Raw genomic sequence first — 25,392 nt, 5'->3', positions numbered from 1 at the left:
CGCTCAGGCCTTCGGCGTCAGCGAACCGTTGCCCCTGGGCGTTTTGATCGTCACGCAGGTGCCCTTGTCGACCAGCTTGAACGCCTTACCGTCGTAATCGACCTTGGAACTGCCCGCACAACTCGTGCCCGGCCCGGCCTTGCAATCGTTCTGCCCGGCCTTGGCAACGCCGTAGCACGCTTCCTTGGCAGAGGGCGCCTTGGCGGGCATTTTGGCGTCGGCGGCCATGGCCGCACCGGCGGCGAGCGACAGGGCGGCGGCAATAGCCAGCCCGGAATGGGAAACAGACATACGGTTCTCCTTGGCAAACAGACGCAGTATCGCGCCCTGTCAGGAGATACGCGCCGCCGACGACAAAGGTTACAAACCCAGCCGGCAGAAAAAATTCATCGCGGCCTGTAACCTCGCTTGCGCCGGCGCCGTATCCCTCCCTGCCACACCGGCACCGCACCTATCTCAGAGAGGCTAACCCCATGATCACCGTCAAAACCGGCGCCCTTATCGCTTCCGCCGCCGCCCTGATGGCCGCCGCCAGCATCGCCAGCGCCGCCACTGCACCCGCGGGCAGCAAGGGCGCGGCCGTCGCCGCCGACGACATCGTGCACTGCTACGGCATCAATAGCTGCAAAGGCACGGCCGACTGCGCCACCACCATGCATGAATGCAAGGGCCAGAACACCTGCAAGGGTCATGGCTTCAAGGCCGTAAAGGCCAAGGAATGCCTGGCCAAGGGCGGCGTGATCGGCGACCTCGCCTGAACTGCCCCAACTAAATGAAACACGGGGCCGGCATTGCGTCGGCCCTATCCGGACCTGTTCATGCCCCCTTTCCTTCCGCCCTTTGCGGGCTTCGGCCTCGGCCTGAGGCCCTCGCATTACGAAGCCATTCTGGCCGCCCCGCCGGCGATCGACTTTTTCGAGATCATCTCGGAAAATTTCATGATCGATGGCGGGCGGCCCTTGCGCGTCCTCGAACAGGTACGGGCCCTCTATCCGGTTCTGATGCACGGCGTGTCCATGTCGCTGGGGTCGCCGGAAGGACCGGGACCGGACTATCTGACGCGGCTCAAGGCGCTGACCGAGCGCATCGAGCCCGTCTGGGTGTCGGACCACCTGTGCTGGACGGGCATCGGCGGCCGTAACAGTCACGACCTTTTGCCCCTTCCCCTGACCGAAGAGGCATTGACGACGGTTTGCCGTCATATCGACCGTGTACAGACGTTTCTGAAACGCCCGCTCCTCATTGAAAACCCCTCGACCTACGTCACCTTTGCCGAAGACGCCTACAGCGAATGGGCTTTTTTGTCCGAGGTCTGCCGCCGCACAGGTTGCTATCTGCTGCTCGACCTGAACAACGTCTATGTCAGCGCCCACAATCACGGCTTTTCGGCGCGCAACTATCTTAACGGTCTGCCGCTGGAGCGCGTGCGTCAGGTGCATCTGGCCGGACATTCGCAAGGCGAGACCCTGCTGATCGATACGCATGATGCGCCGGTGCCGCAAGGCGTATGGGCCCTCTATGCCGAGGCCGCGCCGCGCCTGCGCCACGCCGCCGTCATGATCGAGCGCGACGACGACATCCCGCCCCTGCCGGAACTGCTGGCCGAACTCGACATCGCCCGGCGTCTGAGCCGCGCCCCGGAGGCCGCATGAGTCTGTTCGTCGCACAGCGAAGCTTTCTGGACATGTTGCTTGAAACCGCGCCCCCGGGGGCTGAGGAAGGTCGGCGCGTCTATCATCGCGCCTATCGCGCGCGTCTTCTGGGCGCGCTTTCGGAAACCTATGAGCGGGTATGGACCTGGCTGGGTGACGACGCCTTCCATGCCGAAGCCCGCGCCTATATCGAGCAGCATCCATCCACGAACTGGACGCTCGATGCCTATGGGCTCGACTTCCCGGCCTTTCTCGATGTGCGCTTCCCCCACGATCCCGAAATTGCCGAACTGGCGTGGCTGGACGCCGAACTGCGTCAGGCCTTCGCCGCCCCAGACGCGGAAACGCTCGATCCGGCCGCTCTGGCGACGATTACCAACTGGGAAGCCGTGCGCTTGCGCCTGAACCCGGCGCTGCGGCATCGGGCTGTCCGCACCAACGCCGCCGCCCTGTGGCGGGCCCTGTCGCGCGGGGACACGCCGCCGGACATCGTCTACTTTACCGACCAGGAACTGACGGGACTGTGCGTATGGAAGCTGGCGCTCGAACCGCGCTTTCGCACCCTTGATGCGGACGAATATCATCTGGTGCGCGCCCTCAACACTGGTCTGCCGTTCGCCGCCGCGTGCGAAACCCTGGCGCGCGACCACCCTGACACAGACCCCACGCACAGGGTGGGTGAATGGTTGGGGGGCTGGATCGCAGAGGGGCTGGTGACAGGATTCGACCTGGACTTGACAGAGGCCGCGGCATCACCGTTGTCTGACGCATGAGCCTTGGAAAGCCGGATCTTTGGCAGGAACAGATGCGCGCCGCGCAAACCGGCGACGCCGAGGCTTACCGCGCCCTGCTCACTGCCTTGCGTCCGTGGCTGGCGGCCTATTTTCGCCGGCGCCTGCAATCGCCGGATACGGAGGATCTGATCCAGATTACCCTCGTCAGCGTGCATGAAAAGCGCCATACCTACGATGCCGGCGCGCCCTTCATGCCGTGGATCGCGGCGGTCGCCCGGCACAAGCTGATCGACCACGTTCGTCGCCACGGCCGTTACGTGCATGTCGAGCTGGATGAACAGAATGAACCGGTGGACGAGGCCAGCCTCGGCCTGCCTGCCGCCATCGCGCGGCGCGACGTGCAGGTTCTTTTATCGCAACTGCCCGTCGAACAGGCCCGTGTCATCCGCCTGCACAAGGTGGAGGAGCTTAGCCTCGACGACGTCTCGCGCCTGACGGGCAAATCGGTGGCCGCCGTGAAGGTCATCATCCACAGAGGATTGAGAAAGTTACGGGAAGCCGTCGGCACGCCCCGGAAAGTGTATGAAGATGAGTAAGCCTGAAACCGACCGCCTGATCGAGGATCTGAGCCGCGCGACCGCCCCGGTAAGCGTCCTGAGCCCGCGCGGACTGATCTTATGGGCGGCCCTGTTCCTGACCGTGGCCAGTGTCCTTATCGTGGCCGCCTATGGCGCACGGCCCGAAATGCGCGTGCTGGTCGGCGAATGGCGCGTGCATGAGAATCTGTCCGCCTACGCCAAGACCGGGTTTTTCATGGCCGTGGCAGCATTGGCCCTGGGACTGGTGAAGGGGATGGCGCGTCCGGAAGGTCGGTTAGATAAACCTCAAACCGCCCTTCTGGCGCTGGGGGTCGGCGGACTGGCGGCGCTGACGGGCGCGGAACTGGTCGTCCATGGCTGGCAGGCCGCCATGGCGGACCTCAAGGGGGGCGCCTCGGTCTGCTTCCTGACCGTTCTCAGCGGCGGGCTCGGCGGGCTCGGCGCCGGTTGGTTCCTGTGGTTGCGCCGCGCCGCGCCGGGCAATCCCTCCCTGTTCGGCGCCCTGAGCGCGTTTGCCGCCTCGGCACTGATGACCGTCGCCTACAGCCTGCATTGCGGCCACGACGCGCCGATCTATCTGCTGCTGATCTATCTGGCGCCCAACCTGGTGGCTGCTGTTCTGGGCGGGTTTGCCGGACGCTGGCTCTTCAGATGGTAGAGCCGCAGCGAGACCCGATCGAGCGGCTCATAATCGATCTTCGCCCCGTTACGCCGCTCAATCCCCTGCGGCTGCTGCTTCTGAGCGTCGTCGTCGCTGGATTGATCTTAGCAGTTGTTTTCAGCATCTACGGGATACGGCCAGATATTTTTCGCAGCGCTGAGGACGGCGCCTGGATACCGCCTACAGCTATACTGAAGCCTCTGATGTGGGCGTGGGTCGGTTTTTCCGCATTGCATGTCGTCGTCGATCTCTCCAGACCAGAAGGCCGTTTACACTGGAGCGATCTGGCCCCGCTGCCGGTCGTTGCGCTTGGGCAATTGGGCCTCACGTCGTTGGAGGTCGCCCGTGAGGGCTGGGCCGCGACCTTTGCTCCCGGTTTCGGTCAGGCGAACCTGTGTGCGGGCACCCTCCTCGCCGCCACCTTTCTGGGCATGAGGCTTGCGGATCCGGTGTGGCTGAAATTCACCGCGTCCTCCCACCCGATGGTACTGAGGCTGATGACGGCGATCGCCTTTGCCACCCTTGCTGCCGCTGCCTATGCCCTGCACTGTCCTATGGATCAGCCGTATTACATGGTCGGCGTTTACACGCCGGCTATCGCGTTTGCAGCGCTGATCGAAAGCACTCGTCCGTTGTGACAAGCGGCTTCCATTTCGCGCCCCGACACGCACAAACACCGAGCGCCGATAAGCCTGATCTGTTCATTTTCAACAAGCTCGCACAGGATTCTGTGTGACCGTCTCAGTCGCACTGAGGTAACCGCGCCCTTTAATGCCCCCGCATCTGGTCGAGGCTGTCGATGATGTGCCGCGCCAGCATAGTGCCCGCCGGCCCCAGGCCGCCGGCGGTCAACATGGCGATCTCGGCATCAGCCAGATCAGGCAAGCCCAGCCCATGATCGACCACCCTGACGCCCTTGGGTATCATATTGGCGGGCAGAACGCTGATCCCCAGCCCCGATCGCACTGCCGCCAGGGTGCCCGTCAGGCTGGGGCTGGTATAGCCTATGCGCCAGCTACGGCCCTGACGCGCCAGCGCCGCCAGAGCGCGGGCCCGGTAGATACAGGGCGGCGGGGACAGGGCCAATGTAAGCGCCTTGTCATTGACTCCGCCAGACGCTCCCCTCAATGTCTCTCCCGTCACCCAGACCAGCGGTTCACGCCACACCCGAACACCGCCATCCACCGTCTGCGGGTCGCGTTTGACCAAGACAATATCGTGCTGGCCCTGCTCGAACGCCTTGATGAGGTTCAGCGTCAGGTCGCAACTAACGTTCAGCAGCACGCGCGGATGCAGGGTGCGAAACGCGGCAAGAACATCGGGGAGATAATGGGTGGCAAAATCCTCTGGCGTGCCAAGGCGGATCTCGCCCTCAATTTCCGGCGCGTTCAATTGTGAATAGGCTTCGCGCTGGAGGTCCAGAATCGATCGGGCATAGCCCAAAAATATCTCCCCCTCATGTGTCAGCTTCACATAGCGCTGCGTCCGCTCAAACAGGGCATGCCCGACACTGTCCTCCAAGCGCCGTATCTGCATGCTCAAGGCGGACTGGCTGCGGCCCACCTTATCGGCGGCGCGGGTGAAGTTCAGGGTTTCGGCCAGCGCCATGAAGGCTTTCAGCGTCTGACTGTCGGTATTGAATGACATCGGTTATCTATAAATCGAATAATTAATATAAGAATATTCCATTTTACGAATAACTTCAACTCCGCTACCCGCCACTCCAGTGGAGGTGAAGATGAATTTTTCCTTGGTTCAGGGCATGGTTTCGGCCCCGGTTTTGTTTTTCGGTCTTGGCCTGTTTGCGGGTCTTGTTCGCTCCAACCTGAGCGTGCCACGCAGCATCAGTCAGTTCCTGTCGATCTTCCTGATGATGGCTATAGGCCTCAAGGGCGGTATGGCGCTCAGGGCCGAAGGCGCAATGACGCTCGAATTCGCCGCAACCCTCGTCGTCGGGGTCCTGTTTGGACTGATCCAGCCCGTGATCGGCTATGCGCTTTTGAAGTTCACCACCTCGCTCGACAGGCCGACGGCGGCTGCAACGGCAGCACATTATGGGTCGGTCAGCATCGTCACCTTCGCCACCGCCGTCAGCTATCTGGAGCTGAATCAGGTCGCCTTCGCAGGCTATATCGTCGCGGTAGTCGCTATGATGGAGGCCCCGGCGATCGTTTCCGGCCTGATGCTGGCGCGCGGAAAGAGCGCGCAGAAACGGTTCAGCCACCTCCTTGCGGAGACGGCCACCAACGGCGCGGTCCTGTTGCTCATCGGCTCCCTGCTCGTCGGCGCGGTTCTTGGATCGGAGACGCTGACCGGCGTCAGCGCCCTTTTCATTGATCCGTTTCAGGGCGTCCTTTGCCTGTTTCTGCTCGACATGGGGCTGACCGTCAGTCGGAACCTGAGACACGTCAGGCAGTTCTCGTTAAGCTTGCTGGCTTTCGGGATATATATGCCCCTGATAGGCGCCCTTCTCGGCGTAATCGCCAGTCGGGCCATCGGCCTGGAAGATGGAACGGCCTTCCTGTTTACAGTCCTGTGCGCCTCAGCATCTTATATCGCTGTTCCAGCGGCCATGCGCGTGGCATTGCCGCAGGCGCAACAGGCGATCTATATCCCGATGAGCCTCGCCCTGACTTTTCCCTTCAACATCCTGATAGGCATTCCCCTTTACTTTTACATGGTCGGTCAATAGGGGCGAAACGCGCCCAAGGCGGGCATTTATTACCATCCCTGGCAAGCCGGAAAACAGCGAAAGCTCTAACATGACGCTACCGCGTTGGATGTGGGATCGGTCTGTTGGGTCATAACAGGAAAAATAATTCATCCGCCTGTCGAATCCGGACGCGTTCGCGCGTCATGGTTATCGGAAGCCGATCGGAGCTTTCGAAAAGCCAAAGGAAACCAGATGAAACCCCGTCTTGCCTTTATACCGGCCGCCGTCGTCGCAGCGCTTATCGCAACGGCCGCACAGGCCGCCCCATATACCATCCTTGTCTACGAACCGGCCCAGGTTCTGAAGGATCGCCTCGAAAAAACGAAAAGCGCGCAGGCCTATTGGACGGCCTACACGCGTTTCGCGTCACAACTGGCGGTGCAAAACGCCCTGAGAGGCGGCGCGGCTGTGGCGAGCGACCCCGCCGCCACTTCGACGGGCCAGCCCCTCCTCAGCGGATATTTCCAGGTCGAGGCGGCGGACGATGAGGCCGCGAGACGACTCGCTGCCCTTGTCCCTCTGGCTGCAGGCGGGCATACAGAGGTTCGCAAAGAATTGCCTAATCCCACCATGGCTCAACATTAAGTTTCGGCGTACAGCACAAAAAAGGAAAAACAGATGCACTACATGCTCCTTATTGCGGAAAGCGACGCCGGTTTCGCCGATCGCGACAATGAAAATGCCGGCGCCTACTGGGGCGGCTGGATGGCGTATTCGCGGGCCATCAGCGAAGCCGGGATATTCGTTTCTGGCGCGGGCCTGACCCCGCCGTCATCGGCGACGGTGATCCGCTTCGAAAGCGCGGCCCAGCGCGTGGAGGATGGCCCGTTCATCGACACCAAGGAACAGATCGGCGGTTTCTTCGTCATCGACGTGCCGGACCTCGACGCCGCCCTGGAATGGGCGCGCCGCGCCCCCCTGACCAAGGGCGGTTCCGTCGAAATCCGCCCGTGCCTGCCGCCTCCCCCGCAATGACCCAAGGATCGGCGGCGGCCGGAGATATCGAGATGGTCTTTCGGTCGTCCGCCGGCCTCATCGCTGCACGTCTGGGCAGCCGTTTCCGCGATCTGGATCTGGCGCAGGACGCCTTGAGCGCGGCTTTCTCAGCCGCGCTCAAGGCATGGCCTGTCAGCGGTATCCCAAGGGTGCCTGAAGCCTGGCTTTATCAGGTGGCCCGGCGCTACGTGCTCGATACCTTCCGGCGGCGGGCAACCGCCGATGATTACAGGCGCGCGCTCATTCCCGAAGACGCCGTCGCCGAGGCGTCTTTCGAGACGGACTTTCCCGACGAACGGCTGAAACTGTTGTTCGTTTGCGCGCACCCGTCGATCGCGGCCGATCTGCACGTGCCCCTGATGCTGAACACGGTGATGCGGGTCGAGGCCCATCGTTTGGCCGGTGCCTTCGTGGTGCCGGCGTCTACCATGAGCCAGCGTCTGACGCGCGCCAAGGCGAAGATAAGGGACGCGCGCATACCTTTCATCATTCCCGAAGCCCGTGACCTGGCTCCCCGCCTGCACAGCGTGCTCGGGGCCATCTATGCCGGTTATGGCATAGGTTGGGACGAAGCCCGGCAGCGGGCTGGCACCGAAGACCTGTCGCGCGAATGTCTCGACCTCGCCCGCCTCACGGCGGAACTGTCCAGCCGCGCCCCGGAAGCCCTGGGCCTGCTCGCCCTGCTATTGTTTTCCGAAGCCCGGCGCGACAGCCGATGCCGGGAAGGCGTCTATGTCCCCTTGGCGCAACAGGATACCTCCACGTGGCGCCGCGAAGACATGGTCGAGGGCGCACGGCTGCTTAACGCGGCTTTTGCCGGCCGGCATATCGGTCCGTTCCAGATCATGGCCGCCATTCAGAACGCGCACATTGACGCCCGACTGACGGGGACCGATTTCTCGTCCGCGATCCTTCAATTGTACGTAAGTCTGCGCCATCTGGCGCCGTCTCTGGGGGTCGAGACGGCCTATGCCATCGCCCTGGCCAATGCCGCCACACCGGAACAAGGGCTGGAGGTGCTGGATACACTGGACCTGGAGCGGGTGCGCAATTACCAACCTTACTGGGCGGCGCGGGCCGAATTGCTGAGGCGGCTGGCGCGCAGCGAAGAGACCGCCTACGCTCTGGAACGGGCGATCGGCCTGACGACGGACCCGGCAGTCAGAGCCTATCTGATGCACAAAAGCCTGGCATCGACGCTCTAAGAGCGAGGCAAGACCGCGCCCTGCGCTTAGTGACGGCCTCAATTTCGCAAAACGGCCCTGCCTATTGCCGCATATGACTATCCGGTTGAACGTGTCGCGTGGACCTATTCCAACAAAAATTACCAATCGACGATTGACATCACGGGTAGACAAAGCCTGTTCAGGCTTATTATTTGTCACTTTGAGAAAAGAAGTGGTACGGGCAGCCGGACTCGAACCGGCATAGGTTTCCCTGACGGATTTTAAGTCCGTTGCGTCTACCGATTCCGCCATGCCCGCAAAAACCGGACGGCCCTTATAGCAAGGGGCGGAAAACTGTAAAACGTTTTCCGCCCCTTTTCTTTACTTGCGGTTGGTCGGCTGGAAGGTGACATTGGTGTTGGCGATCATCCACACCGTCGCCGCCCAGGCGGCCACATTCTGGGTCAGCTTGCGCGGATCGATGCGGTCAAGCGTATCGTCCGCCGTATGGTGCACGTCGAAATAGTCGGTGCCGTTCTGTTGCAGGTCGAATACCGGCACGCCCCTGGCGTTGAGCGGGCTGGTGTCCGGGCCGCCGCCGGTAGACGCCTCACGCGCGATGAAGATATTCAACGGATAGAGCACCTTGCCCAGCGTCTTGTTGAAGTCCGCATAGTCGGTCCTGGGCAGGGCCAGCGCATAGACGACATCGGCGCCGAAGTCGGATTCGGCCGCGGCGATATGGGTGTCGCTGGCCGAAGACCGGGCGTAGGCATTGGCGCCCGACAGGCCCAGATCGCCCGGCTGCGACACCTCTTCGGAGCCCCAGAAGACCACGCGTACCGTGCGTTCGGGACGTAGACTGTGGTCGATCATAACCTTGGCGGCGGCCATGGTTATGGCCACCCCGGCTCCGTCGTCGATGGCCCCGGTGCCGAGGTCCCAGCTATCCAGATGCCCCCCGATGGTGACGATTTCGTTCGGGCGCTTCGATCCCCTGACCTCGGCAATGACGTTCTGCGACTGACCACCGGTGCGCACAGTCGGGGTCGAGACCATTTTCAGTTTCAGCGGCGCGGCCTCGCCGGCGCGTTGCAGCTTGAGCAGGCGTTCGAACTGTTCGGCATCGGGCGGCGAGATGGCGAGCGCCGGCAGGCCTTCGACACCGGTAAAGCGCGTCGCACCGGTATGGGCGAAGCGGTGATCTTCGGTGCCCAGCGAGCGCATGACATAGCCCACCGCGCCGCGCTTTTTCGCCTCCTCCGGACCGCTGCGCCGCACCGAGCCGGAATTGACGCCATAGCCCTGCCCTGTCTGGGTGCGCACGGTCGGTTGCAGAATGACGACGATCTTGCCGGTCAGATCGGCCTTGGAATCGATAAATTCAGCATAGGTTTCGAACAGGGCCGCCTCGCCTTCGACGCCGCCCGGAGGGGTCGCCCCGGAGCCGCCCAGCGCCGTCACCACCATCTTTTGTGCGAAGGGTCCGGTGATTTCGAGACTTTCGGCACCGCGTTCCCAGATGACCAGCGGAAAGGTTTCGATGCGTACATTGTCGAAGCCCATCTTTTTCAGCTCGGCCGCCGACCATTCCGCCGCCTTGCGCTCGGAGTCCGAACCTGCCGGGCGTGCGCCGAAGCGCGTGGTCAGTTGCGCCACGAAGTCGTAGGCGGCGTTCGATTGCAGCGCGGCGTCGCGCAGGCGCGTGGCGATGACTTCGGGTGTTTCGGTGACGGTGGCAGGCGTTTCCGCCTTCGGCTTGGCCAGAACGGGCGTGGCCGCGCAACCCAGCGCGGCGGTAATGAGCAGAAGGGCCTTGAGCGGCATCGGATATCCTAACTGATAATCTCTTCAAAACGGGCGTCGGGGAAGCGTTCACGCGCCTTTTCCACCACCGCCGGCAGACCGTCGAGCAGGGCCTGGAACGCCTCGTCGAGCGCCTGACGGTTGCGGCCGCGGATGACGAGTTGCGTGCCGAACTCTTCCGGAAAGATGCCGAAGGGGTAGGACCCCAGCGACAGATCGGCATATTGCCGGTCGAGCGTACTTAAAATGTCAGCAGCGAGACTTTCGGGCACGTAGGTCGCCTTGACGGTGCGCGCCTGCACCTGTTCGCCCTGACGCAGGCGCGGGGCGACATCGTTGAGCATTCCGGCCATGATTCGCGGCACGCCGGCCATGACGAAAACGTTCCCGATCTGAAAGCCCGGCGCGCCCGACACCGGATTGAGGATCAGCGATGCGCCGTCCGGAATACGCGCCATGCGGCGGCTGTTGGGATTGAGTTGGCGGGCGTCGCCGCCATAACGGTCGAGAAGGATTTTCAGCGCGTCCTCGCGCTCGTCGATCGAAACGCCGAAGGCCTGCGCCACGCAGTCGGCGGTGATGTCGTCGTGCGTCGGCCCGATGCCGCCCGTGGTGAAGACGTAATCGACGGCGCTGCGCAGCGCGTTCAGCGTGCGCACGATCTGCGCCGGATCGTCGTGAATCATCCGCACCTCAATCAGGTCGATGCCCAGCGAACCGAGGAATTTGGCCAGCGTGTTGACATTGGTGTCCTGCGTCCGGCCCGACAGGATTTCATCACCGATGATGACCACGGCGGCGGTGGGGTTTTCTGTATTGACCGTCATGATGCAGGCTCCTTATGACAGCCCCGAACATAGGAAGTCAGGGCATCTCATGCAATTCGCGCAAAGGCTTATCGAAGGCCGTCTGGTGTCGAGATACAAACGATTCTTCGCCGATGTCGAACTGGATACGGGTGAAACCGTCGTAAGCCATTGTCCCAATCCCGGCAAGATGCTGGGTTTACTGGGCGTAGGTACGCCCGCACGCCTGACCAGGATCATCGATCCGACCAAGAAGCTGGGCTGGCGGCTGGAGGCCCTGCGCGAGGGCGAGACCTGGGTCGGCGTCAATACGCAGTGGCCCAACCGGCTGATTCCGCAGATCATCCGCGAGGGGCAGGTCCCTGAACTGCGCGGCTATCCGGTCATGCGGCCGGAGGTCAAATACGGGCACAATTCGCGCATCGACTGGCTGTTGCAGGACCACGCCACCCTGTCCGATGCGTGGGTCGAAATAAAAAATGTTCACTACAGCCGCGTGCCGGGGCTTGCGGAGTTTCCCGACTGCGTCACCGAACGCGGAGCCAGGCACCTGATGGAACTGATCGACCGGGTCGAGGCCGGCGACCGCGCCGTGGTCGTCTTCTGCGTTCAGCGCGACGATGTCTTCCGTTTCGACGTGGCGCGCGATCTCGATCCGGGGTTTGCAAAAGCCTATGCGGCGGCGCGCGCGGCAGGCGTGGAGTTTCTGGCCCACGCCTTCACCGTCTCGGATGAAGGCATCGCCCACAGTCGCGCTCTGGAAATGCTCTGAGCCCGGTCTTTAAATTAGCGCGCTTTTTTATCCGAAAAGTGCGTCCCACTTTTCGGCAAGCGCTCAAGCATACGGTGCTCCCACACGCCGCCAGCCAGCGCCAGCATCAGGCCGTAACCGCCCCACAGGCCGATCCCGGTGACGTAGACATAGAGGTCGACGCCCGGATCGAGCAGGATGATCAGATGCGACAGGACGGTGTTCAGCGCAAAGGCGGCCATGAACAGGGTCCACACGCGACGCGCCTGTAACGCCAGCCCGACATAGATGACGCAGGTGATCGTATCGACCATCATCACCGCGGGCTCGAACCCCACCCCCGGCCTGTTCAATATCCAGGTCAGGATCAGCGCCGCCAGAAACACCGCCGCCCCGAAACGCTCGTACCGCCCGCCGCGCCAGAAGGCCACGCCGATGATCAGTAAAGATCCCAGCGTGCCGCCCCAATACCACAGGAATTCAACGAGGTTCATGAGTCAGCGGATGTAACGGACCAGATGCTGCAGGGCTTCGAGTGAACCGACAATGGCGAAGATCAGGCCGCTGACCAACACGGTCGCCCCCAGCGCCACGGTCAGGATCAGGCCGAGCAGGGACAACGGATTGAGACGCGCGAGCCAGATATTCAAACGCTGGAAAAAAAGCGCCGCCGAGGCGGTCGATTGAACGACCCCTGGGGCGGCATCGGGTTCGCGGATGACCTCAGGGACGGGACGGCCCCCTGCTTCATCCGCGAAATCCCCCACCCCCCCGGCGGCATGCTGAGTCTGTTGGACTGAGACGGAGATTGCCGCTGAATCCGGAGCATCCGCCATCGGTCCTGACGGCCGTCGGTCTTCGGGACCGATGGGAAACGACTTCTCCGCCGCCACCAGCCAGCGTGCGGCTTCGCGGCTGGTGGCGACATCGAGGCGCTTGCGCGCGGCTTCGGTATGGGTCTTGACCGTGCGCTCGCCGATACCGATCAGACGCGCGATCTCCTTGGCCTGATGCCCCTCGGCAATCAGGCGCAGGATCTGCTTCTGACGGATGGTCAGGTGCGCCAGCGCGTGGTGTGTCTCGGTCTGCGGATCGGGTATGGTCATAAGAACTCAGGCGTCTTTGGCTTTTTCGACGCGCCCGCCCAGTTGCACCACCGCCAGAAGCGCCGGCATCAGAGCCGTCTCATTACCCGACACGGCGAAATAGATGGGCTTCCACACAGGCTTGAACTTTTCCTTGTAGGCGCGCAGCCCGTCGAAATTATAGACCTCGCCGCCATAGGCGTAGACGAGGGCCGCGATCTTGTACCACGCCGGGCTCAGCGGCCGCGCTTCCAGCCCGCTCAACGGCGCCATGCCGAGGCTGAACCACTGATAGCCTTCGTCGCGGGCGTGGAAAATCAGCCGCAGGAAGAGATATTCCATTATGTTGGGCGGCGCGTCGGGCGCGTAACGCATCAGGTCGAGACTGAGTGTCGTGCGCGCATGGGCGGCCCACAGATTGGCGAAGGCCATGATCTCACCATTGATACGGATGACGGCAATCGGCGTCAGGCGCATATAGTCCGGATCGAAATAGCCGAGCGAATAGCCCTTTTCCTTGCCGCCCTTCTCTTCCAGCCAGGCGTCGGAAATAGCCTTCAGGCGCGGCATGTGGGTTTCGATCTCTTCAGGACGCAGCACTTCGAACTGCGCGTCGATCTGCTCGAACTTGCGCCACACCTGCCGGAAGCCGTAACCCTTCTTGCCGGCCAGATCGAAGGATTGCACCGGCACCAGCGCCTCCTCCCCGATCTTGAACGGTCTTAGCCCCAAATCGATGACCAGCGGCAGGAACTCGGTCGTCACGCGGTAGACCGACAGCTTGGCCTTGGCCAGCGCCGCCATCTCCTTCAGCCGCCAGCCCAGCTTCTCCACCTCTTCCGGCGGACCGACCGGGGCCGACAGCACGACCCAGCTACGCCCCGACACGCCATACATGGCGAAAGCCGTGCGGTCCTCGTTCCATAATATATGCTTGTCGCCGGTCAGGGCCAGCCAGGCCTGCGGGTCCTGCGCCAGTTCCACCACGCCGCGAAGATCTTCCATATCCTCGTCGTCGGGCAGGTCCGGCGTAGCCTTGGCCAGTCCGAACAGGCGATAGAGGGCGAACAGCGCCACGGTCAGGGCGATGACCACCAGACCGCGCAGGAAGCGCGACACGCTGGCCTCATAGGCGAAGCGCTGCCACAGCTCATGGGCATAGGGCGTGCGCTCATAAAAGTAGAAGCCCGCCGAGGCGATCAGCAGCAGCAGGGTGGCGGTGATCAGCAGCCAGCCGGGCTTGATCGTCAAAGTCAGTATGCGCGAGCGGCGGTTGAAGGCGCGCTTGCACGGCAGCAGGATCAGGGCGCAGAGTATCATCACCTCGGCTACGCCGACGGCCAGTTCGCGCGTCATCGACAATATGGCCCCGGCCACCAGCAGCCCCAGCGCCATGTACCACGCCGAATCCAGCCGCTCCCACAGACCGCGCGCCGCAAAGATCAGCAGCACGCCGGTCGCCACGCCGGCCAGATGCGACAGCTCGACCACCTGCAAGGGCAGCCACTGACGCACGAAGGGCATGGCTTCGGGATCGATGGGCGACAGGACGGAAGCCAGCAGGAACGCCCCGGCCAGCATCATCAGCACGGCCAGCAGCTTCGGCACGGCCACAATGGCGGTGTCGAGCACAAGACCCTTGATGTCTTTCCGGTGCTTCATGCGCGGCACCTTACAGGACGCAGGGATTCGCCAAAAACGTTTTCGCCAGCGATTTTACCCGCCATGAGGCAGATGCCCGCGGATAAAGACCTATCCGGCCTTGCGGCACCAGGCGTCGCGGATGTCGAGCTGGCTGCACAGGCGCTCGGCCTGCTCGGTCGAATGAACCGGCCCGATGCGCAGACGCACCAGCGCCTTGCCGTCAGCGGTCACCGGCTGCAGGATCGGCTTGAAATTGTCGAGGCCCGGATGCCGTGCCCTGAGAGCGTCCCAGGCGGCCTGAGCCCCTGCGCGCGAACTGAACGAGCCGACCTGAACGCTGCGCACCCTCTGTTCGATGCCGTTGTCCGCCGGACGCGCCGGAGCCGTTTTGGGGAGGAGCGCGGGCTTTGCCGGCGTTTCCACGGGCGCTTGCGCCACCTCAACGGGCGGCGCGCCTCTGAGACCGGGCCCCGTTTCGAGCGGCGTATCGGCGTCCGGGCGCTCCATATCGAGCGGATTGACGATGCGGATCAGGTTGCCACCCTCGCCCTTCGGCACCGCGGCCAGAAGCCCGTCCTTACCGGTCGTCAGTTCCTTCGCCGTCTCGAAGGCCAGTTCCAGTTGCGCCTCGCGCGTGGCCGAAGACGACGAAGCAGAAGAAGACTCTGGGGCGGATGACGCTTCGTCACCCTTTCCTTCGATGTCGATTTCCGCTAAACGCGCGGCCATCCGCTGGAAATCCTTGCCGTCGCCCTTGGGCATGTCGCAACCCGACAGCCCGGCCGCCACGAAGGCGACCGTCAGCAGAGCCAGTCTTGGAACGGAAAGAGCAGAGCGCATACCCGCACTCTTGCACACGCCGTTTAAATCGTCGTTAGCAATTTTGGTTAATGCCCATGCTTACCTCCGTCGCAAATAACGCCTCTTTGGCCCTCCCTCGCGTCCGCGACCTTGCCGCCTTGCGCGAAGCCGTCGCCGGCTTTCGTAAACAGGGTTTGCGCGTGGGCTTCGTGCCGACCATGGGCGCACTGCACGAGGGGCATCTGGCGCTGGTGCGTCACGCCAAAACCCTCTGCGACGTCGTCGTGGTGTCGGTCTTCGTCAACCCCAAACAGTTCGCGCCGCATGAGGATTTCGACCGCTATCCGCGCACCGAAGACCGCGACGCGCAACTGCTGGAAAGCGTCGGCGCCCACCTGCTCTACCTGCCGACCGTCGATATCATGTACCCGGCCGTGTTTGCCTCGACCGTCCATATCGAAGGCCCGGCGCGCGAACTGGAAGGCAGCTTCCGCCCGCAGTTCTTCGATGGCGTGGCCACCGTGGTGATGAAGCTGTTCAATCAGGTGCAGCCCGACGTCGCCGTCTTCGGCGAAAAGGACTATCAGCAGCTTCAGGTCGTCAAGACTTTCGTCCGCGACCTCGACCTGCCGGTGGCGGTGGTGGGGATGCCGACGGTGCGCGAAGCCGACGGTCTGGCCCTGTCGTCACGCAATGCCTACCTCAGTGCCGATGAGCGCCAGACGGCGGCGCGCCTGATTGTCGAACTGAACGCCGTGGCCGAGGCCGTGCGTTCGGGCGGCGACCGTGCAGCGGCACTCGAAGCGGCGAAGGCGAACCTGCTGGCCGCCGGTTTCGGTCCGGTCGATTATGTGGATCTACGCGACGCCGATACGCTGGCCGTTGCCGATGCACAGACGACGAACCTGCGCCTGCTGGCCGCCGCCTGGCTGGGCAAGACCCGCCTGATCGACAATATCGCGGTTTAGTTTCAAGACACGCCCTGGTTCACCACGCCCCCGCGTCACGCAGCGCCGCGATGAGGTCCGCCGGCAGTTCCTCACCCCCCGCGCCGCGCGGCAGATCGCGCGGCGAGTCCTTCGTCTCCAGATAGCGCCAGCCCTGAAACGGGCGACGCGGCTGCGGCTCGGTCAGGATATGTTCGGTAGAGATCGTGATCAGGCACTGCGGCGTTTCGCCTTCGACCGTATCGATGGCGAGGATCGGACGGCGCACCAGAATCACCCCCTTGATCACCCAAAAGAGCGACCCGCCATCCAGCAGTTCCTCGGCGCGCTTGGGCGTCTGGCGCGTATGGATGGTGCGGGTCTTATGCCCCTGCTCCCATTCCAGCAGATCCTCGACCGTATCGGCCCCGACGCACAGCTTGACCAGATTGACGCTCATACTACCCAAGCTCCGCGTTTTTAACCACATTGGCAATACCGCCTACCGGGGCTATCTATTGAGGCGAGACTCATAATTCAAGGCCTGCCCGCATGGCGGAAGACACCTCTCTCGAAGCCGCCCTCGCCCGACTGTTCAACACGCCTTCGGGGCTGAAGGCCGCCAGTTGGATCACCCTCACCGGCGGCACGCGGCTGTTCAGCACGGGCGACGATTCCGATCACCTCTACCTGTTGCGCACCGGACGCATGGGCGTTTTTCGCCACGACGATGACCAGCAGGGCCTGCACCTGATCGGCGTGATCAAGCCGGGCGAGCCGGTCGGCGAAATGTCGCTGATCGCCGACACGCCGCACACCTCGACCGTCATTGCGCTGCGCGACTGCGAACTGATGGTGCTGCCGAAAGCCGACTTCCTCAAGGCCATAGAGGCCGCGCCGGACGTGCTTCTGGCCTTGTCGAAGCAGATGATCGAGCGCGCCCGTTCCGGCACCCCGCGCGAAGGCCGCCGTCACAACACGCCCAATGTCTTCGCCTTCTTCGCCCTGAACGACATCGTCATCCGCCCGCTGGTCGAGCGCATCGCCGAACAGGTCCGCGCTCTGGGCTATCGCGTCGCCGTGCTCGATAAGGACAATCACGGCACCGGCGCCGACATCTTCGCCGAGGCCGAGGCCAGTAACGACTATGTCCTTCACGTTGCCGAAAAGCCGGAAAGCCACTGGCGGCTGCTCAGTTCGCGTCAGGTCGATCACACCTTCTGGATCGCCGACGCCCGCGACCATTCGCAGCGTCCGCACAGCGACCCCGCCCGCCTGCCGGCCAGCACGCTGAGCCTCGAAGACTCGCAACTGCTCGATCCGCTGGGGCTGCAACGCGCGCCGGACCTGATCCTCGTTCAGGCGCAGGAACCCGACGGGCGCAAGATCATCGCCCATACGCGCGACTGGCTGGATGCCTTCAAACCCGCGCGCTGGTTCCATATCGGCGAAAATGCGCTGTCCGACGCTGCCCGCATCGCCCGCATCGTCACCGGCCATTCGATCGGCGTGGTGTTTTCCGGCGGCGGCGCGCGGGCCTTTTCGCACATCGGCGCGGTGCAGGCCCTGCGCGAAGCGCACATCCCCATCGACTTCATCTGCGGCTCGTCCATGGGCGCAATTATCGGCGGCTGCGTGGCGCTCGACTGGTCCGACGCCGAAATAGACGCGCACATCCGCGAGGCCTTCGTCGTCTCCTCGCCGCTGGACGACGTCACCTTTCCCTTCGTCGCCCTCACCGCCGGGCGCAAGGTCGATGAACGGCTGGAGCAGCATTTCGGCGAGGTCTTGATCGAAGACCTGCCCCTGCCCTTCTTCTGTCTGTCGTCCAACCTGACCTCCGGCACGATCAAGGTGCACAAGACCGGAAGACTGCGACAGGCCCTGCGCGCCTCGATCTCGCTGCCGGGCGTCATGCCCCCTGTGGTTGAGGATGATCAGGTGCTGGTCGACGGGGCGGTGATGCGCTCCTTCCCGGCCCTGATGATGCGCAATTCGCACCTGGGGACCGTTATCGGCGTCGATGTCACCCGCGCCAAGGGCATCGACCCCAAGAGCGTCGAGGTCCCCAGGAGTCTGCCGACCTGGTTCCTCAAAGGCGACTGGCGCAAAGGCCCGCCCATCGTCTCGATCCTGATGCGTTCGGCGACCATCACCACGGCGGCCGACCTCGAACAAAGCCGGCTGGCCTGCGACCTGCTGATCATCCCGGAGCCCGAAGGCGTCGAAATCCGCGAATGGCACGCCTACGATCTGGCGGTAGAATCGGGTTATCAGACCAGCGTCCAGAGTCTGGCGCAGCTTGAGCATCCGGTGACGCAATTGCGCAAGCTGGGCCTCAGCCAGCACCCCAATATCCCGGCCTTCACGCCTGACGACAGCTTCATCACCCCGCCGCGGCCCGACAAGCTGAAATACACCCTGAAGCCACAGGGCGTGACCCTGCCGCGCTTCCTCAAGGGGCCGAAAAAACCGCAGCCGAAGATGTAGCGGCGCGCAGCGAAGCGAGCTAAACCCTCCCCACAACTCAGCAGGTCCGACATGAAAATCTTCACCTACAACGTCAATTCGGTCAATGCGCGCCTGCCCCTGATTCTGGAATGGTTCGAGGAAACCCAGCCCGATGTCTGCGGCCTGCAGGAACTGAAATGCCTCGACGAGAAGTTTCCGTATGAAGCCTTCGAGCGGCTGGGCTACAATGCCGCCGTGCACGGCCAGAAGACGTGGAACGGCGTCGCCCTCTTGTCGAAACATCCGCTGACCGACGTCGTGCGCGGTCTGCCGGGTGAGCCCGAAGACGAGCAGTCGCGCTATATCGAAGCCGTGGTCGACGGGCCGGTGCCGGTGCGCGTCACCTCTATCTATCTGCCCAACGGCAACCCGATGGGCACCGATAAATACAGCTACAAACACCGCTGGTATAAGCGCCTGCAGGCGCGGGCGCAGGAGATACTGGCCTTCGAGGAAATCAGCATCCTGTCGGGTGATTTCAACACCATCCCGACCAAGGCCGACCTCTACCGCGAATCGCCGTGGCTGGACGATGCGCTTTATCAGCCCGAAACCCGCGCCGCCTATCAGGCTCTGAAAAACCTCGGCTACAGCGACGCCTGCGACCTGCTGCCGCCCGAAGGCAACCGCTACACCTTCTGGGATTATCAGGCCGGGGCGTGGCAGAAGAACGAAGGTATCCGCATCGACCATCACCTGCTGTCGCCGCAGGCCGCCGACCGGTTGAAAGGCTTTGAAATCCACAAGGACGCGCGCGGCCGCACCCACGACGAAGCCAAGCCTTCGGACCACGTGCCGGTGGGTGTCGAACTGGACATCTAAAATCATACCCCCCCGCAGGCTGGGGAGGTATGATGGTAAAAACCTATTCTTAACCCGCGGCCGGTAAGACTCGGTTAAGCATAATGTCGGTCGTGTAACGGTGTGATGGAAGAAGCCTTCCGCGTCATCTTGTGGTTTGCCTTTGCGGCCCTGCTTCTGACGCTCCTCGCGTCGGGCGCGTTGTGGTGGTACGAGAGCACGCGCCGGCTGACGCGCGGCCTGACCGCCGCCATCGGCAAGGCCCCTGACGCCATCGTCTTCGACACCGGCAATCGCAAGGCCGCCGGCCTCGACTTCACCCACGGCGATCTGGCCATCCTGTGGGATCTGGGGCGCCACGGCCTGGTCTTCACTTTCGACGAGATCGAGGGCGCCGAACTGATCGTCGATGAGCGCGTCGTCGCCCGCACGCAGAAGGGCGAACCGCGCCGCGTGCTGGAAGAAACCTATCCCGGCGCGTCGCGCGTCGTGCTGCGGCTGATCTTCAACGACGTGGAAACGCCGGAATTCGAGATCACCCTATTTGGTGACATAACGACCAATCCCGCCTATCCCAAGAGCGCTTCCGAAGCCGTGCAACTGGGCCGGAAATGGTTGTCTCACGTCGATGCGGTGATCAAGCGCACGCCGCCCAGGGCCCAGCCGATCCGCGCCACAAAGCCTGAGCCCGAAACGGACGACAACGAACAGCGCGATTAAATCCACACCTGTGGCGTGCGAGCCCTTAACGGCGGCACCGTTTCGTGGTTAATATGCCCGGTCTATTCGTTTTTGGGGGTTGAACGCCTGCGCCGTGAACCAGTATCTGCCGACCATCATCGTCCTGACGGCAGCCGCCCTGGCCATCCTGCTCATCCTTTACCGGGTATGGGATTCGCGCGTCGAGGCCCCAAAGAAACTCGAAGACGAGGTCGCCGAAGCGCTGAACGGCGCAAAGGCCGACGTGGTCTCGATCGAGCCGGCGCGCAAGGCCGCCGCCGCCCTCTCCTATCTCGGCAATCGCTGCGTCATCGTGCGTGAGTTCGGCAAGGTGCCGACACGCATCTACAGCATCGCCGAACTGATCGGCATGGAAGTCTTCGTCAATAACAAGGTCGCCGCCCGCATCATCCGCGGCGGCGCGCACAAGATGTTCGACGACATCGCACCGCAGGTTGATCGCGTGACCATCCGCCTGATGTTCAACGATCCGTCCAAGCCCGATTTCGAGCTGATCCTGTGGGACCCGAACGACGCCCTGACCGCCCGCGCCGAAGGCCCGCGCGCCGCCATGGAAACCTCACGCCGCTGGTTCTATCACGTCGAAGCCATCATCCGTAAGCCGTTGGCCGACATCGAAAAAGAACTGACGCCACCCGCGCCGCCTCCCCCACCGCCGGCCCCCGAACCTAAGCCGCCCGTGCATGACCATCGCACTGACGACAAGGATGACGACGACGCGCCACCCCCGGCCCCCAAGCCCGCGCCCAAGGACGGAGATGTCCTGAACGCCCCCATGATCCAGTACCTGTAAGGCGAATTTTCGTATGTGGACCCTGGCTCTGGCCTGCGCCTTCTTCATCCTGATTCATATTCTGGTGTCCGGTTCCGACCTCAGGGAGCAGATGATCGGCGCCATCGGCACGCGATCCTATTTCGCCCTGTTCGGCCTGCTGTCGCTTATCGGTTTCTTCTGGATGATCGCCGCCTATTACGGCGCGCGCGGCGACCCGGCCAATCTGCACCTGTGGTCCGCGCCCTTCGCCCTGAAGATCGGCGCCTTCGGCATCAACTTTATCAGTCTGATGCTGATCATCGTCGGCATGTTGAGCCCCAGTCCGACCGCGCTCGGCTCGCTGAACAGGATGCCGGAGCGTCCGGTCAGCGGCATCATCCGCATCAGCCGCCACCCGGTGCTGGCAGGCATCGCGCTTCTGGCGGCCACGCACCTGATTACCACCGGCACGCTGGCGTCGTGGGTCTTTTTCGGCACGCTTCTAGCGCTCAGCCTGCTGGGGGCCAACAGCATCGACCGCAAGCGTGAAATCCGTTACGGCGAAAGCTATCGCGCCATCATGAAAACGACCTCGATCCTGCCCTTCGTCGCCATCGCGCAAAAACGCGTCAGCTTCGAACCGTCGGAACTGGGCGTGCTGCGCGTCATGGTGGCGACCTCGTGCTTCACCTGTCTGGTGGTGCTGCACGAACTGTTGTTCCTGCGCCCGGCCCTGTAGGCCTCGGCCTGCAACAAACTTTGCAAATGACTATCGTATTCGCGTCAGAAGTGAATGGTGACACGCGACTTCCCGGCTTCGGCGCAACGCCGCAAAAAAATCCTTAACGCCCCATTGATCTCATCACAAATGTTTGAATAACTGCGGGTACAAAGCGGAACCGGGGACGACGCGCGGGTATTTCATGAAACTGACGGCAACCACAATCTTGCTGTTCCTGATCTCGGTGACCCTCGTGTTCGCCAGCCTGATCGGCTATTTCCGCCCGTTCGGTGGCGAAGGCGTCGACTTCATGACCCAGTACAAGTACGTGCTTATGGGGGCCGGCTATGCCGTGCTGGCCTTCGCGGTCATTTTCAAAAGCCGGTAAGGATGACATTCGGCTCAAACACAGGACGCCGTAGCCTCAAAAGGGTTTTGTTTGTTTTTGCCCCGATTATCGCTTTTTCCGGCACTCAGGTTTTAGCAATCTCCCACAAAAGTATTTTTGGAAGTCTGTTTTTTATAAACCCCAGTACGCTAGTCTTTGCAGAAGGCTTCTTCATCATTGGCGCGGCATTACAATGCGCGGGTTGGCTTGCGCTGATTTTTTTTAAGCCTTTACCTTAGGCTCAGGACTCATTGATCAGAGCCAGAAGATGACGGTAGCGGCGATGAGTATGGCAGAGAAGAAAGTGTGGGCACAGCGGTCGTATCGAGTGTGTACGCGCCGCCAGTCCTTGAGTTTGGCGAACATGTTTTCGACCTTATGGCGTTGCTTATAGAGTATTTTGTCATGCTCGATCTGAACTTTTCGATTACGCTTTGAAGGGATGCAGAGATTTATTCCCTTACCTTTCAGAGCGTTACGGAACCAGTTGGCGTCATATCCCCGATCGCCCAGCAAAGTTTTTGCTTTGGGCAGTGTATCCAACAACAAGGCTGCGCCCTTGAAGTCGCTGACCTGTCCGGCGGTCAGCAACAGGCGGATAGGCCTGCCGCGCGGGTCGGTAACCGCATGAAGTTTGGAGTTCAGGCCGCCTTTGGTGCGTCCGAGAAGGCGGGGAAATCCCCTTTTTTTAGCAGACTGGCTGCGGTGCGGTGGGCTTTGAGATGCGTGGCGTCGATAATCAGTTGCTCCGGATCACCAGCCTGCGAGGCCAGAGCGGTGAAAACCCTATTGAAAACGCCCATCCGGCTCCAGCGCATGAAACGGTTATAAAGCGTCTTGTGCGGACCATAGCCCTTGGGGGCATCCTTCCACTGAAGACCATGTTTTATAACGTAAATAATCCCGCTGACCACGCGCAGATCATCCACGCGAGGAACGCCGTGCGACAACGGAAAATACCGGCGTATCCGGTTGAATTGCACCTCAGACAGCAAAAACACTTCATCCATGATCCACCTCCTTCCAAAAGTGAATCACATCACCCACCCTTTGGGAATCCCTCGTGTTAATTAATAGGGCCTGAGCCTAAGAACATTGCGTGGATCGATCATGACTACGGTCTGATCCGGGATGAGGACATCGAAGTGATTTATGGCGACCGCCTCGGCTATATGCTGCACCCGCAAAGGCATTTTGAGAACGCTCCAAGCCTTTCCACGCGAATATCTCAATGACTTCTGGCCCGACATCTTTCCGCTGGATACCAGTTAAGAAAGGAAGGGTTTGGCCACGGAAAACACGGAAAGCACGGAAAGGCTTTGGGACCGATCTTGCCCGAAGGGCCCTGATCATTGTGCAGCAGACTGGGTTGCAGGCGCTTCGCGCCGAAATTGCCACTTGCTCCCTTTCCGTGCTTTCCGTGTTTTCCGTGGTTAAATTTTACAGTCTCACCCACACGCTCAGCCCGTGTCATTCGTGCACCATTAACGGGGTCCGGGGTCAACTGACCCCGGAATCTTCTGCCTTTTCGTATCTTAAAAATTGAGCTTAAAGTACTAAATTATTTCGTAAATTGGCAACGTCGTGGGCGAGTTTACGCGAAAAGGCCGGCGAAGAGGTCCGCGCTTCGCGACCCAGATGGGTATGGTCGAAGGTGCGCAAAAGCCGGCAGGGCCGCCGCCAGAATCAGGGGCAGGCAGAGACGTAACTTCAGGGCATTTCTTTTTGTTTTTATTATATTTTCATAAGGTATGAGTCGCGGAATACGCGGCGGGTCGACCTGTGCTGTGGATAGCCGCCGCCTTCGCCTTCGTTGTCGATGATGCGGCCCTTCCCGGCCTTCGCCTCGGCAACGATCCGGGCATCGATGGCGTCGCGCGCCCACGGCCGGGCGCCGGCGGTCTTGTAGACATGGGCTTCGACATCAGCGGCGGGGCGCAGGCTCAGGCCTTGCGGCATCAAAACCTCCTTTGGCATGGCGCGGATCACACCCTTGGGGCGGTAGGGGCCACTGTCCTCATGACCGTCAGGCCGGGCCTGATAATAGGCGATGGTCGGGGCGGCGCTGCCGTCCAGATAGGTGGCGATATTGTCGGCAGCGTGCAAGTCGAGATCCCCTGCCCCGCCGAATTTGAGGAGGCCGAGGTTTTTGCGCGTATTAACCCCGCTGCGCATGACATTGCTGCGCAGCAAAAGCTTCCCGGTGATGGCCTCACGGCCCGCCCACTGTTCCTCAACCAGCGTATATTGCGCGCAGGCCGAACCGGGGTTGACGAAGACGTTATTGACGACCACGGCCTGCGCCCCACCCTTGATCAGCGGATGCCGCTCATTGTTATGGGCGTAAAGGTTGCCGATCAGCAGGGCATTGGTGACGTTATCGTGCAGCAGGGAGCCCATCGAATGCGCACCTTTGGAATGGCTGGCGTGATGAAGACTTTCGCCGATCAGGTTGTTTCTAAAGATGATACTGTGAGAGGTGTTGCGCCGCCAGTCGTCAGGCGTCGCGCCTTCGAAGCGCGGACCCGAAGCCGACAGAGCCTCGTCCACCGCCCAGGTGAAGCTGCAATGTTCGATAACCACGTCATGAGCCGTCGTGCAGGACAGGCCGTCCGGTTCGAAACCCGATTTCTGCGCCATGCCCGCGGCGCCGGGGCGGACGGCGATATGGCGGATGACGACGTGATGGGTGAGGACGCTGACCCCGCCCTTGATGAGGGTGATGCCAGGTGCCGGTGCGGTCTCTCCGGCAATGGTGACGAAGGGTTCGCGGATGCGCAGGGTGGCTTTTTCGAGGTCGATGACTCCGCCGACTTCGAAGACGACAATACGCGGGCCCCTGGTTTCCAGCGCGGCCTTAAGCGAGCCGGGTCCGTCGGGATCGAGCGTCGTCACCTTGATGAGCGCCGGTTTTTCGGCGGCCTTGACCGGAAAGGCCGCAACGGTCATCAGGCCGCCCAGAAGGGCGCGGCGATGGGGGAAGTCTGGCATTGGGTCCGCTCTGTCTTCAGCGTGTCATTGGCGCGGCCGGTGTGTCCGGCCTGCGGGATGTACGGTCAGGGTAACCGGTTTCCGTCGCCAGCGGTAGCGTTAACTTATGAGGGGATCCGGTGAAGGTGCGACAACCCGCCGCAGG

General features: G+C 62.2%; 29 protein-coding genes and 1 tRNA gene. 18 read left to right on the top strand and 12 right to left on the bottom strand.

The features are described 5' to 3' along the window. Nucleotides 1-3: 3 nt before the first annotated feature. Nucleotides 4-291, bottom strand: coding sequence for a DUF2282 domain-containing protein (locus LH365_RS17400; protein ID WP_226745823.1), 288 nt, complete (start codon nucleotides 289-291; stop codon nucleotides 4-6). Nucleotides 292-473: 182 nt separating this feature from the next. Here LH365_RS17400 and LH365_RS17395 point away from each other — a divergent pair, with 182 nt between their 5' ends. Genes LH365_RS17395 through LH365_RS17370 form a run of 6 tightly spaced genes read left to right on the top strand, consistent with a single transcriptional unit; the run spans nucleotide 474 to nucleotide 4,284 of the window. Beyond that, nucleotides 474-758 carry a hypothetical protein gene (locus LH365_RS17395; protein WP_226745822.1) on the top strand — a complete coding sequence of 95 codons (285 nt, stop codon included), beginning with the start codon at nucleotides 474-476 and terminating at the stop codon, nucleotides 756-758. A gap of 60 nt (nucleotides 759-818) precedes the next feature. After that, nucleotides 819-1,652: a DUF692 domain-containing protein gene (locus LH365_RS17390; RefSeq protein WP_226745821.1), complete on the top strand. Its 834-nt coding sequence runs from the start codon at nucleotides 819-821 to the stop codon at nucleotides 1,650-1,652. Continuing rightward, nucleotides 1,649-2,425, top strand: a complete 777-nt coding sequence (locus tag LH365_RS17385) for a DNA-binding domain-containing protein (protein ID WP_226745820.1) — start codon at nucleotides 1,649-1,651, stop codon at nucleotides 2,423-2,425. Before LH365_RS17390 ends, LH365_RS17385 begins: the two co-directional genes overlap by 4 nt. 32 nt (nucleotides 2,426-2,457) lie before the next feature. Next, nucleotides 2,458-2,982: a sigma-70 family RNA polymerase sigma factor gene (locus LH365_RS17380; protein ID WP_226745819.1), complete on the top strand. Its 525-nt coding sequence runs from the start codon at nucleotides 2,458-2,460 to the stop codon at nucleotides 2,980-2,982. Continuing rightward, nucleotides 2,975-3,643 (top strand): NrsF family protein, encoded by a 669-nt coding sequence (locus LH365_RS17375; protein WP_226745818.1) that lies wholly within the window; start codon nucleotides 2,975-2,977, stop codon nucleotides 3,641-3,643. Before LH365_RS17380 ends, LH365_RS17375 begins: the two co-directional genes overlap by 8 nt. Continuing rightward, on the top strand, nucleotides 3,637-4,284 hold the full coding sequence (locus LH365_RS17370; protein ID WP_226745817.1) for an NrsF family protein: 648 nt from the start codon (nucleotides 3,637-3,639) through the stop codon (nucleotides 4,282-4,284). Before LH365_RS17375 ends, LH365_RS17370 begins: the two co-directional genes overlap by 7 nt. A 130-nt stretch (nucleotides 4,285-4,414) precedes the next feature. Here LH365_RS17370 and LH365_RS17365 read toward each other — a convergent pair whose 3' ends face one another. Continuing rightward, nucleotides 4,415-5,293: a LysR family transcriptional regulator gene (locus tag LH365_RS17365; RefSeq protein ID WP_226745816.1), complete on the bottom strand. Its 879-nt coding sequence runs from the start codon at nucleotides 5,291-5,293 to the stop codon at nucleotides 4,415-4,417. Nucleotides 5,294-5,396: 103 nt separating this feature from the next. On the opposite strand from LH365_RS17365, the gene LH365_RS17360 reads away from it, so the two are divergent. The 4 genes from LH365_RS17360 (at nucleotide 5,397) to LH365_RS17345 (ending at nucleotide 8,560) form a co-directional block, all read left to right on the top strand. Further along, nucleotides 5,397-6,338, top strand: coding sequence for a sodium-dependent bicarbonate transport family permease (locus LH365_RS17360; protein ID WP_226745815.1), 942 nt, complete (start codon nucleotides 5,397-5,399; stop codon nucleotides 6,336-6,338). A gap of 213 nt (nucleotides 6,339-6,551) precedes the next feature. Then, nucleotides 6,552-6,944, top strand: coding sequence for a hypothetical protein (locus LH365_RS17355; RefSeq protein ID WP_226745814.1), 393 nt, complete (start codon nucleotides 6,552-6,554; stop codon nucleotides 6,942-6,944). A 33-nt stretch (nucleotides 6,945-6,977) separates the two neighbouring features. Continuing rightward, entirely contained in the window at nucleotides 6,978-7,334 is a 357-nt protein-coding gene (locus LH365_RS17350) for a YciI family protein (RefSeq protein WP_226745813.1), read from the top strand. Nucleotides 7,335-7,366: 32 nt separating this feature from the next. Further along, nucleotides 7,367-8,560 carry an RNA polymerase sigma factor gene (locus tag LH365_RS17345; RefSeq protein WP_226745812.1) on the top strand — a complete coding sequence of 398 codons (1,194 nt, stop codon included), beginning with the start codon at nucleotides 7,367-7,369 and terminating at the stop codon, nucleotides 8,558-8,560. Between the two features lie 194 nt (nucleotides 8,561-8,754). Here LH365_RS17345 and LH365_RS17340 read toward each other — a convergent pair. From LH365_RS17340 to LH365_RS17330, 3 genes are all read right to left on the bottom strand, one after another. Further along, a tRNA-Leu gene (locus LH365_RS17340) sits at nucleotides 8,755-8,839 on the bottom strand. Nucleotides 8,840-8,902: 63 nt separating this feature from the next. Next, complete coding sequence (locus LH365_RS17335; protein WP_226745811.1) at nucleotides 8,903-10,348, bottom strand: M20/M25/M40 family metallo-hydrolase; 1,446 nt, start codon at nucleotides 10,346-10,348, stop codon at nucleotides 8,903-8,905. A gap of 8 nt (nucleotides 10,349-10,356) precedes the next feature. Further along, entirely contained in the window at nucleotides 10,357-11,154 is a 798-nt protein-coding gene (locus tag LH365_RS17330) for a molybdopterin-binding protein (RefSeq protein ID WP_226745810.1), read from the bottom strand. A 49-nt stretch (nucleotides 11,155-11,203) separates the two neighbouring features. On the opposite strand from LH365_RS17330, the gene sfsA reads away from it, so the two are divergent. Then, complete coding sequence (gene sfsA, locus LH365_RS17325; RefSeq protein ID WP_226745809.1) at nucleotides 11,204-11,905, top strand: DNA/RNA nuclease SfsA; 702 nt, start codon at nucleotides 11,204-11,206, stop codon at nucleotides 11,903-11,905. 14 nt (nucleotides 11,906-11,919) lie between these two features. On the opposite strand, the gene LH365_RS17320 is transcribed toward sfsA, so the two are convergent. The 4 genes from LH365_RS17320 to LH365_RS17305 form a co-directional block, all read right to left on the bottom strand. Continuing rightward, nucleotides 11,920-12,378 (bottom strand): hypothetical protein, encoded by a 459-nt coding sequence (locus LH365_RS17320; protein ID WP_226745808.1) that lies wholly within the window; start codon nucleotides 12,376-12,378, stop codon nucleotides 11,920-11,922. A 3-nt stretch (nucleotides 12,379-12,381) separates the two neighbouring features. After that, a complete protein-coding gene (locus LH365_RS17315; RefSeq protein WP_226745807.1) occupies nucleotides 12,382-12,990 on the bottom strand; it encodes a response regulator transcription factor in 609 nt (202 codons plus the stop codon). Between the two features lie 6 nt (nucleotides 12,991-12,996). Then, nucleotides 12,997-14,631, bottom strand: a complete 1,635-nt coding sequence (locus LH365_RS17310; protein ID WP_226745806.1) for a phosphatidylglycerol lysyltransferase domain-containing protein — start codon at nucleotides 14,629-14,631, stop codon at nucleotides 12,997-12,999. A 90-nt stretch (nucleotides 14,632-14,721) separates the two neighbouring features. After that, nucleotides 14,722-15,453: an SPOR domain-containing protein gene (locus LH365_RS17305; protein ID WP_226745805.1), complete on the bottom strand. Its 732-nt coding sequence runs from the start codon at nucleotides 15,451-15,453 to the stop codon at nucleotides 14,722-14,724. A gap of 56 nt (nucleotides 15,454-15,509) precedes the next feature. Here LH365_RS17305 and panC point away from each other — a divergent pair, with 56 nt between their 5' ends. After that, entirely contained in the window at nucleotides 15,510-16,382 is an 873-nt protein-coding gene (gene panC / locus LH365_RS17300) for a pantoate--beta-alanine ligase (protein ID WP_226745804.1), read from the top strand. 19 nt (nucleotides 16,383-16,401) lie between these two features. On the opposite strand, the gene LH365_RS17295 is transcribed toward panC, so the two are convergent. Further along, a complete protein-coding gene (locus LH365_RS17295) occupies nucleotides 16,402-16,800 on the bottom strand; it encodes a DUF1489 domain-containing protein (RefSeq protein WP_226745803.1) in 399 nt (132 codons plus the stop codon). Between the two features lie 92 nt (nucleotides 16,801-16,892). On the opposite strand from LH365_RS17295, the gene LH365_RS17290 reads away from it, so the two are divergent. The 6 genes from LH365_RS17290 to LH365_RS17265 all read left to right on the top strand — a co-directional run bounded on the left by LH365_RS17290 (nucleotide 16,893) and on the right by LH365_RS17265 (nucleotide 22,256). After that, a complete protein-coding gene (locus tag LH365_RS17290; RefSeq protein WP_226745802.1) occupies nucleotides 16,893-18,830 on the top strand; it encodes a patatin-like phospholipase family protein in 1,938 nt (645 codons plus the stop codon). A 51-nt stretch (nucleotides 18,831-18,881) separates the two neighbouring features. Beyond that, complete coding sequence (xth, locus tag LH365_RS17285; protein WP_226745801.1) at nucleotides 18,882-19,673, top strand: exodeoxyribonuclease III; 792 nt, start codon at nucleotides 18,882-18,884, stop codon at nucleotides 19,671-19,673. Nucleotides 19,674-19,778: 105 nt separating this feature from the next. Next, a complete protein-coding gene (locus LH365_RS17280) occupies nucleotides 19,779-20,372 on the top strand; it encodes a hypothetical protein (RefSeq protein WP_226745800.1) in 594 nt (197 codons plus the stop codon). 94 nt (nucleotides 20,373-20,466) lie between these two features. After that, a complete protein-coding gene (locus LH365_RS17275) occupies nucleotides 20,467-21,186 on the top strand; it encodes a hypothetical protein (RefSeq protein WP_226745799.1) in 720 nt (239 codons plus the stop codon). 13 nt (nucleotides 21,187-21,199) lie between these two features. Then, a complete protein-coding gene (locus tag LH365_RS17270; RefSeq protein WP_226745798.1) occupies nucleotides 21,200-21,886 on the top strand; it encodes an NnrU family protein in 687 nt (228 codons plus the stop codon). A 184-nt stretch (nucleotides 21,887-22,070) separates the two neighbouring features. Then, entirely contained in the window at nucleotides 22,071-22,256 is a 186-nt protein-coding gene (locus tag LH365_RS17265) for a hypothetical protein (protein ID WP_107870445.1), read from the top strand. Between the two features lie 255 nt (nucleotides 22,257-22,511). On the opposite strand, the gene LH365_RS17260 is transcribed toward LH365_RS17265, so the two are convergent. Both LH365_RS17260 and LH365_RS17255 read right to left on the bottom strand, forming a co-directional pair. Then, nucleotides 22,512-23,266, bottom strand: a protein-coding gene (locus LH365_RS17260) for an IS5 family transposase (RefSeq protein WP_370639726.1) whose coding sequence is annotated in 2 segments (ribosomal slippage) — nucleotides 22,512-22,948 and nucleotides 22,948-23,266 — 756 coding nt in all. Because the reading frame shifts where the segments join, the coding sequence is not laid out codon by codon here. Nucleotides 23,267-23,990: 724 nt separating this feature from the next. After that, nucleotides 23,991-25,247 carry a pectate lyase gene (locus tag LH365_RS17255; protein WP_226745797.1) on the bottom strand — a complete coding sequence of 419 codons (1,257 nt, stop codon included), beginning with the start codon at nucleotides 25,245-25,247 and terminating at the stop codon, nucleotides 23,991-23,993. Between the last annotated feature and the right edge of the window lie 145 nt (nucleotides 25,248-25,392).

The sequence above is a fragment of the Asticcacaulis sp. AND118 genome (genome assembly GCF_020535245.1).
Taxonomy (GTDB): Bacteria; Pseudomonadota; Alphaproteobacteria; order Caulobacterales; family Caulobacteraceae; genus Asticcacaulis.
The sequence above is the reverse complement of the archived record's forward strand: the minus strand, read 5'-3'. Positions and strand labels throughout refer to the sequence as shown.

Excerpts from the sequence above, each read along its gene's own strand:
- LH365_RS17400 (WP_226745823.1), bottom strand. The coding sequence starts at position 291 with ATGTCTGTTTCCCATTCCGGGCTGGCTATTGCCGCCGCCCTGTCGCTC.
- LH365_RS17355 (WP_226745814.1), top strand. The coding sequence starts at position 6,552 with ATGAAACCCCGTCTTGCCTTTATACCGGCCGCCGTCGTCGCAGCGCTT.
- LH365_RS17270 (WP_226745798.1), top strand. The coding sequence starts at position 21,200 with ATGTGGACCCTGGCTCTGGCCTGCGCCTTCTTCATCCTGATTCATATT.
- LH365_RS17305 (WP_226745805.1), bottom strand. The coding sequence starts at position 15,453 with ATGCGCTCTGCTCTTTCCGTTCCAAGACTGGCTCTGCTGACGGTCGCC.
- LH365_RS17320 (WP_226745808.1), bottom strand. The coding sequence starts at position 12,378 with ATGAACCTCGTTGAATTCCTGTGGTATTGGGGCGGCACGCTGGGATCT.
- LH365_RS17295 (WP_226745803.1), bottom strand. The coding sequence starts at position 16,800 with ATGAGCGTCAATCTGGTCAAGCTGTGCGTCGGGGCCGATACGGTCGAG.
- LH365_RS17315 (WP_226745807.1), bottom strand. The coding sequence starts at position 12,990 with ATGACCATACCCGATCCGCAGACCGAGACACACCACGCGCTGGCGCAC.
- LH365_RS17385 (WP_226745820.1), top strand. The coding sequence starts at position 1,649 with ATGAGTCTGTTCGTCGCACAGCGAAGCTTTCTGGACATGTTGCTTGAA.
- LH365_RS17375 (WP_226745818.1), top strand. The coding sequence starts at position 2,975 with ATGAGTAAGCCTGAAACCGACCGCCTGATCGAGGATCTGAGCCGCGCG.
- LH365_RS17345 (WP_226745812.1), top strand. The coding sequence starts at position 7,367 with ATGGTCTTTCGGTCGTCCGCCGGCCTCATCGCTGCACGTCTGGGCAGC.
- LH365_RS17290 (WP_226745802.1), top strand. The coding sequence starts at position 16,893 with ATGGCGGAAGACACCTCTCTCGAAGCCGCCCTCGCCCGACTGTTCAAC.
- LH365_RS17350 (WP_226745813.1), top strand. The coding sequence starts at position 6,978 with ATGCACTACATGCTCCTTATTGCGGAAAGCGACGCCGGTTTCGCCGAT.
- LH365_RS17390 (WP_226745821.1), top strand. The coding sequence starts at position 819 with ATGCCCCCTTTCCTTCCGCCCTTTGCGGGCTTCGGCCTCGGCCTGAGG.
- LH365_RS17280 (WP_226745800.1), top strand. The coding sequence starts at position 19,779 with ATGGAAGAAGCCTTCCGCGTCATCTTGTGGTTTGCCTTTGCGGCCCTG.
- LH365_RS17330 (WP_226745810.1), bottom strand. The coding sequence starts at position 11,154 with ATGACGGTCAATACAGAAAACCCCACCGCCGCCGTGGTCATCATCGGT.
- LH365_RS17255 (WP_226745797.1), bottom strand. The coding sequence starts at position 25,247 with ATGCCAGACTTCCCCCATCGCCGCGCCCTTCTGGGCGGCCTGATGACC.
- sfsA (WP_226745809.1), top strand. The coding sequence starts at position 11,204 with ATGCAATTCGCGCAAAGGCTTATCGAAGGCCGTCTGGTGTCGAGATAC.
- LH365_RS17395 (WP_226745822.1), top strand. The coding sequence starts at position 474 with ATGATCACCGTCAAAACCGGCGCCCTTATCGCTTCCGCCGCCGCCCTG.
- LH365_RS17265 (WP_107870445.1), top strand. The coding sequence starts at position 22,071 with ATGAAACTGACGGCAACCACAATCTTGCTGTTCCTGATCTCGGTGACC.
- LH365_RS17365 (WP_226745816.1), bottom strand. The coding sequence starts at position 5,293 with ATGTCATTCAATACCGACAGTCAGACGCTGAAAGCCTTCATGGCGCTG.
- LH365_RS17310 (WP_226745806.1), bottom strand. The coding sequence starts at position 14,631 with ATGAAGCACCGGAAAGACATCAAGGGTCTTGTGCTCGACACCGCCATT.
- LH365_RS17335 (WP_226745811.1), bottom strand. The coding sequence starts at position 10,348 with ATGCCGCTCAAGGCCCTTCTGCTCATTACCGCCGCGCTGGGTTGCGCG.
- panC (WP_226745804.1), top strand. The coding sequence starts at position 15,510 with ATGCTTACCTCCGTCGCAAATAACGCCTCTTTGGCCCTCCCTCGCGTC.
- LH365_RS17370 (WP_226745817.1), top strand. The coding sequence starts at position 3,637 with ATGGTAGAGCCGCAGCGAGACCCGATCGAGCGGCTCATAATCGATCTT.
- LH365_RS17380 (WP_226745819.1), top strand. The coding sequence starts at position 2,458 with ATGCGCGCCGCGCAAACCGGCGACGCCGAGGCTTACCGCGCCCTGCTC.
- xth (WP_226745801.1), top strand. The coding sequence starts at position 18,882 with ATGAAAATCTTCACCTACAACGTCAATTCGGTCAATGCGCGCCTGCCC.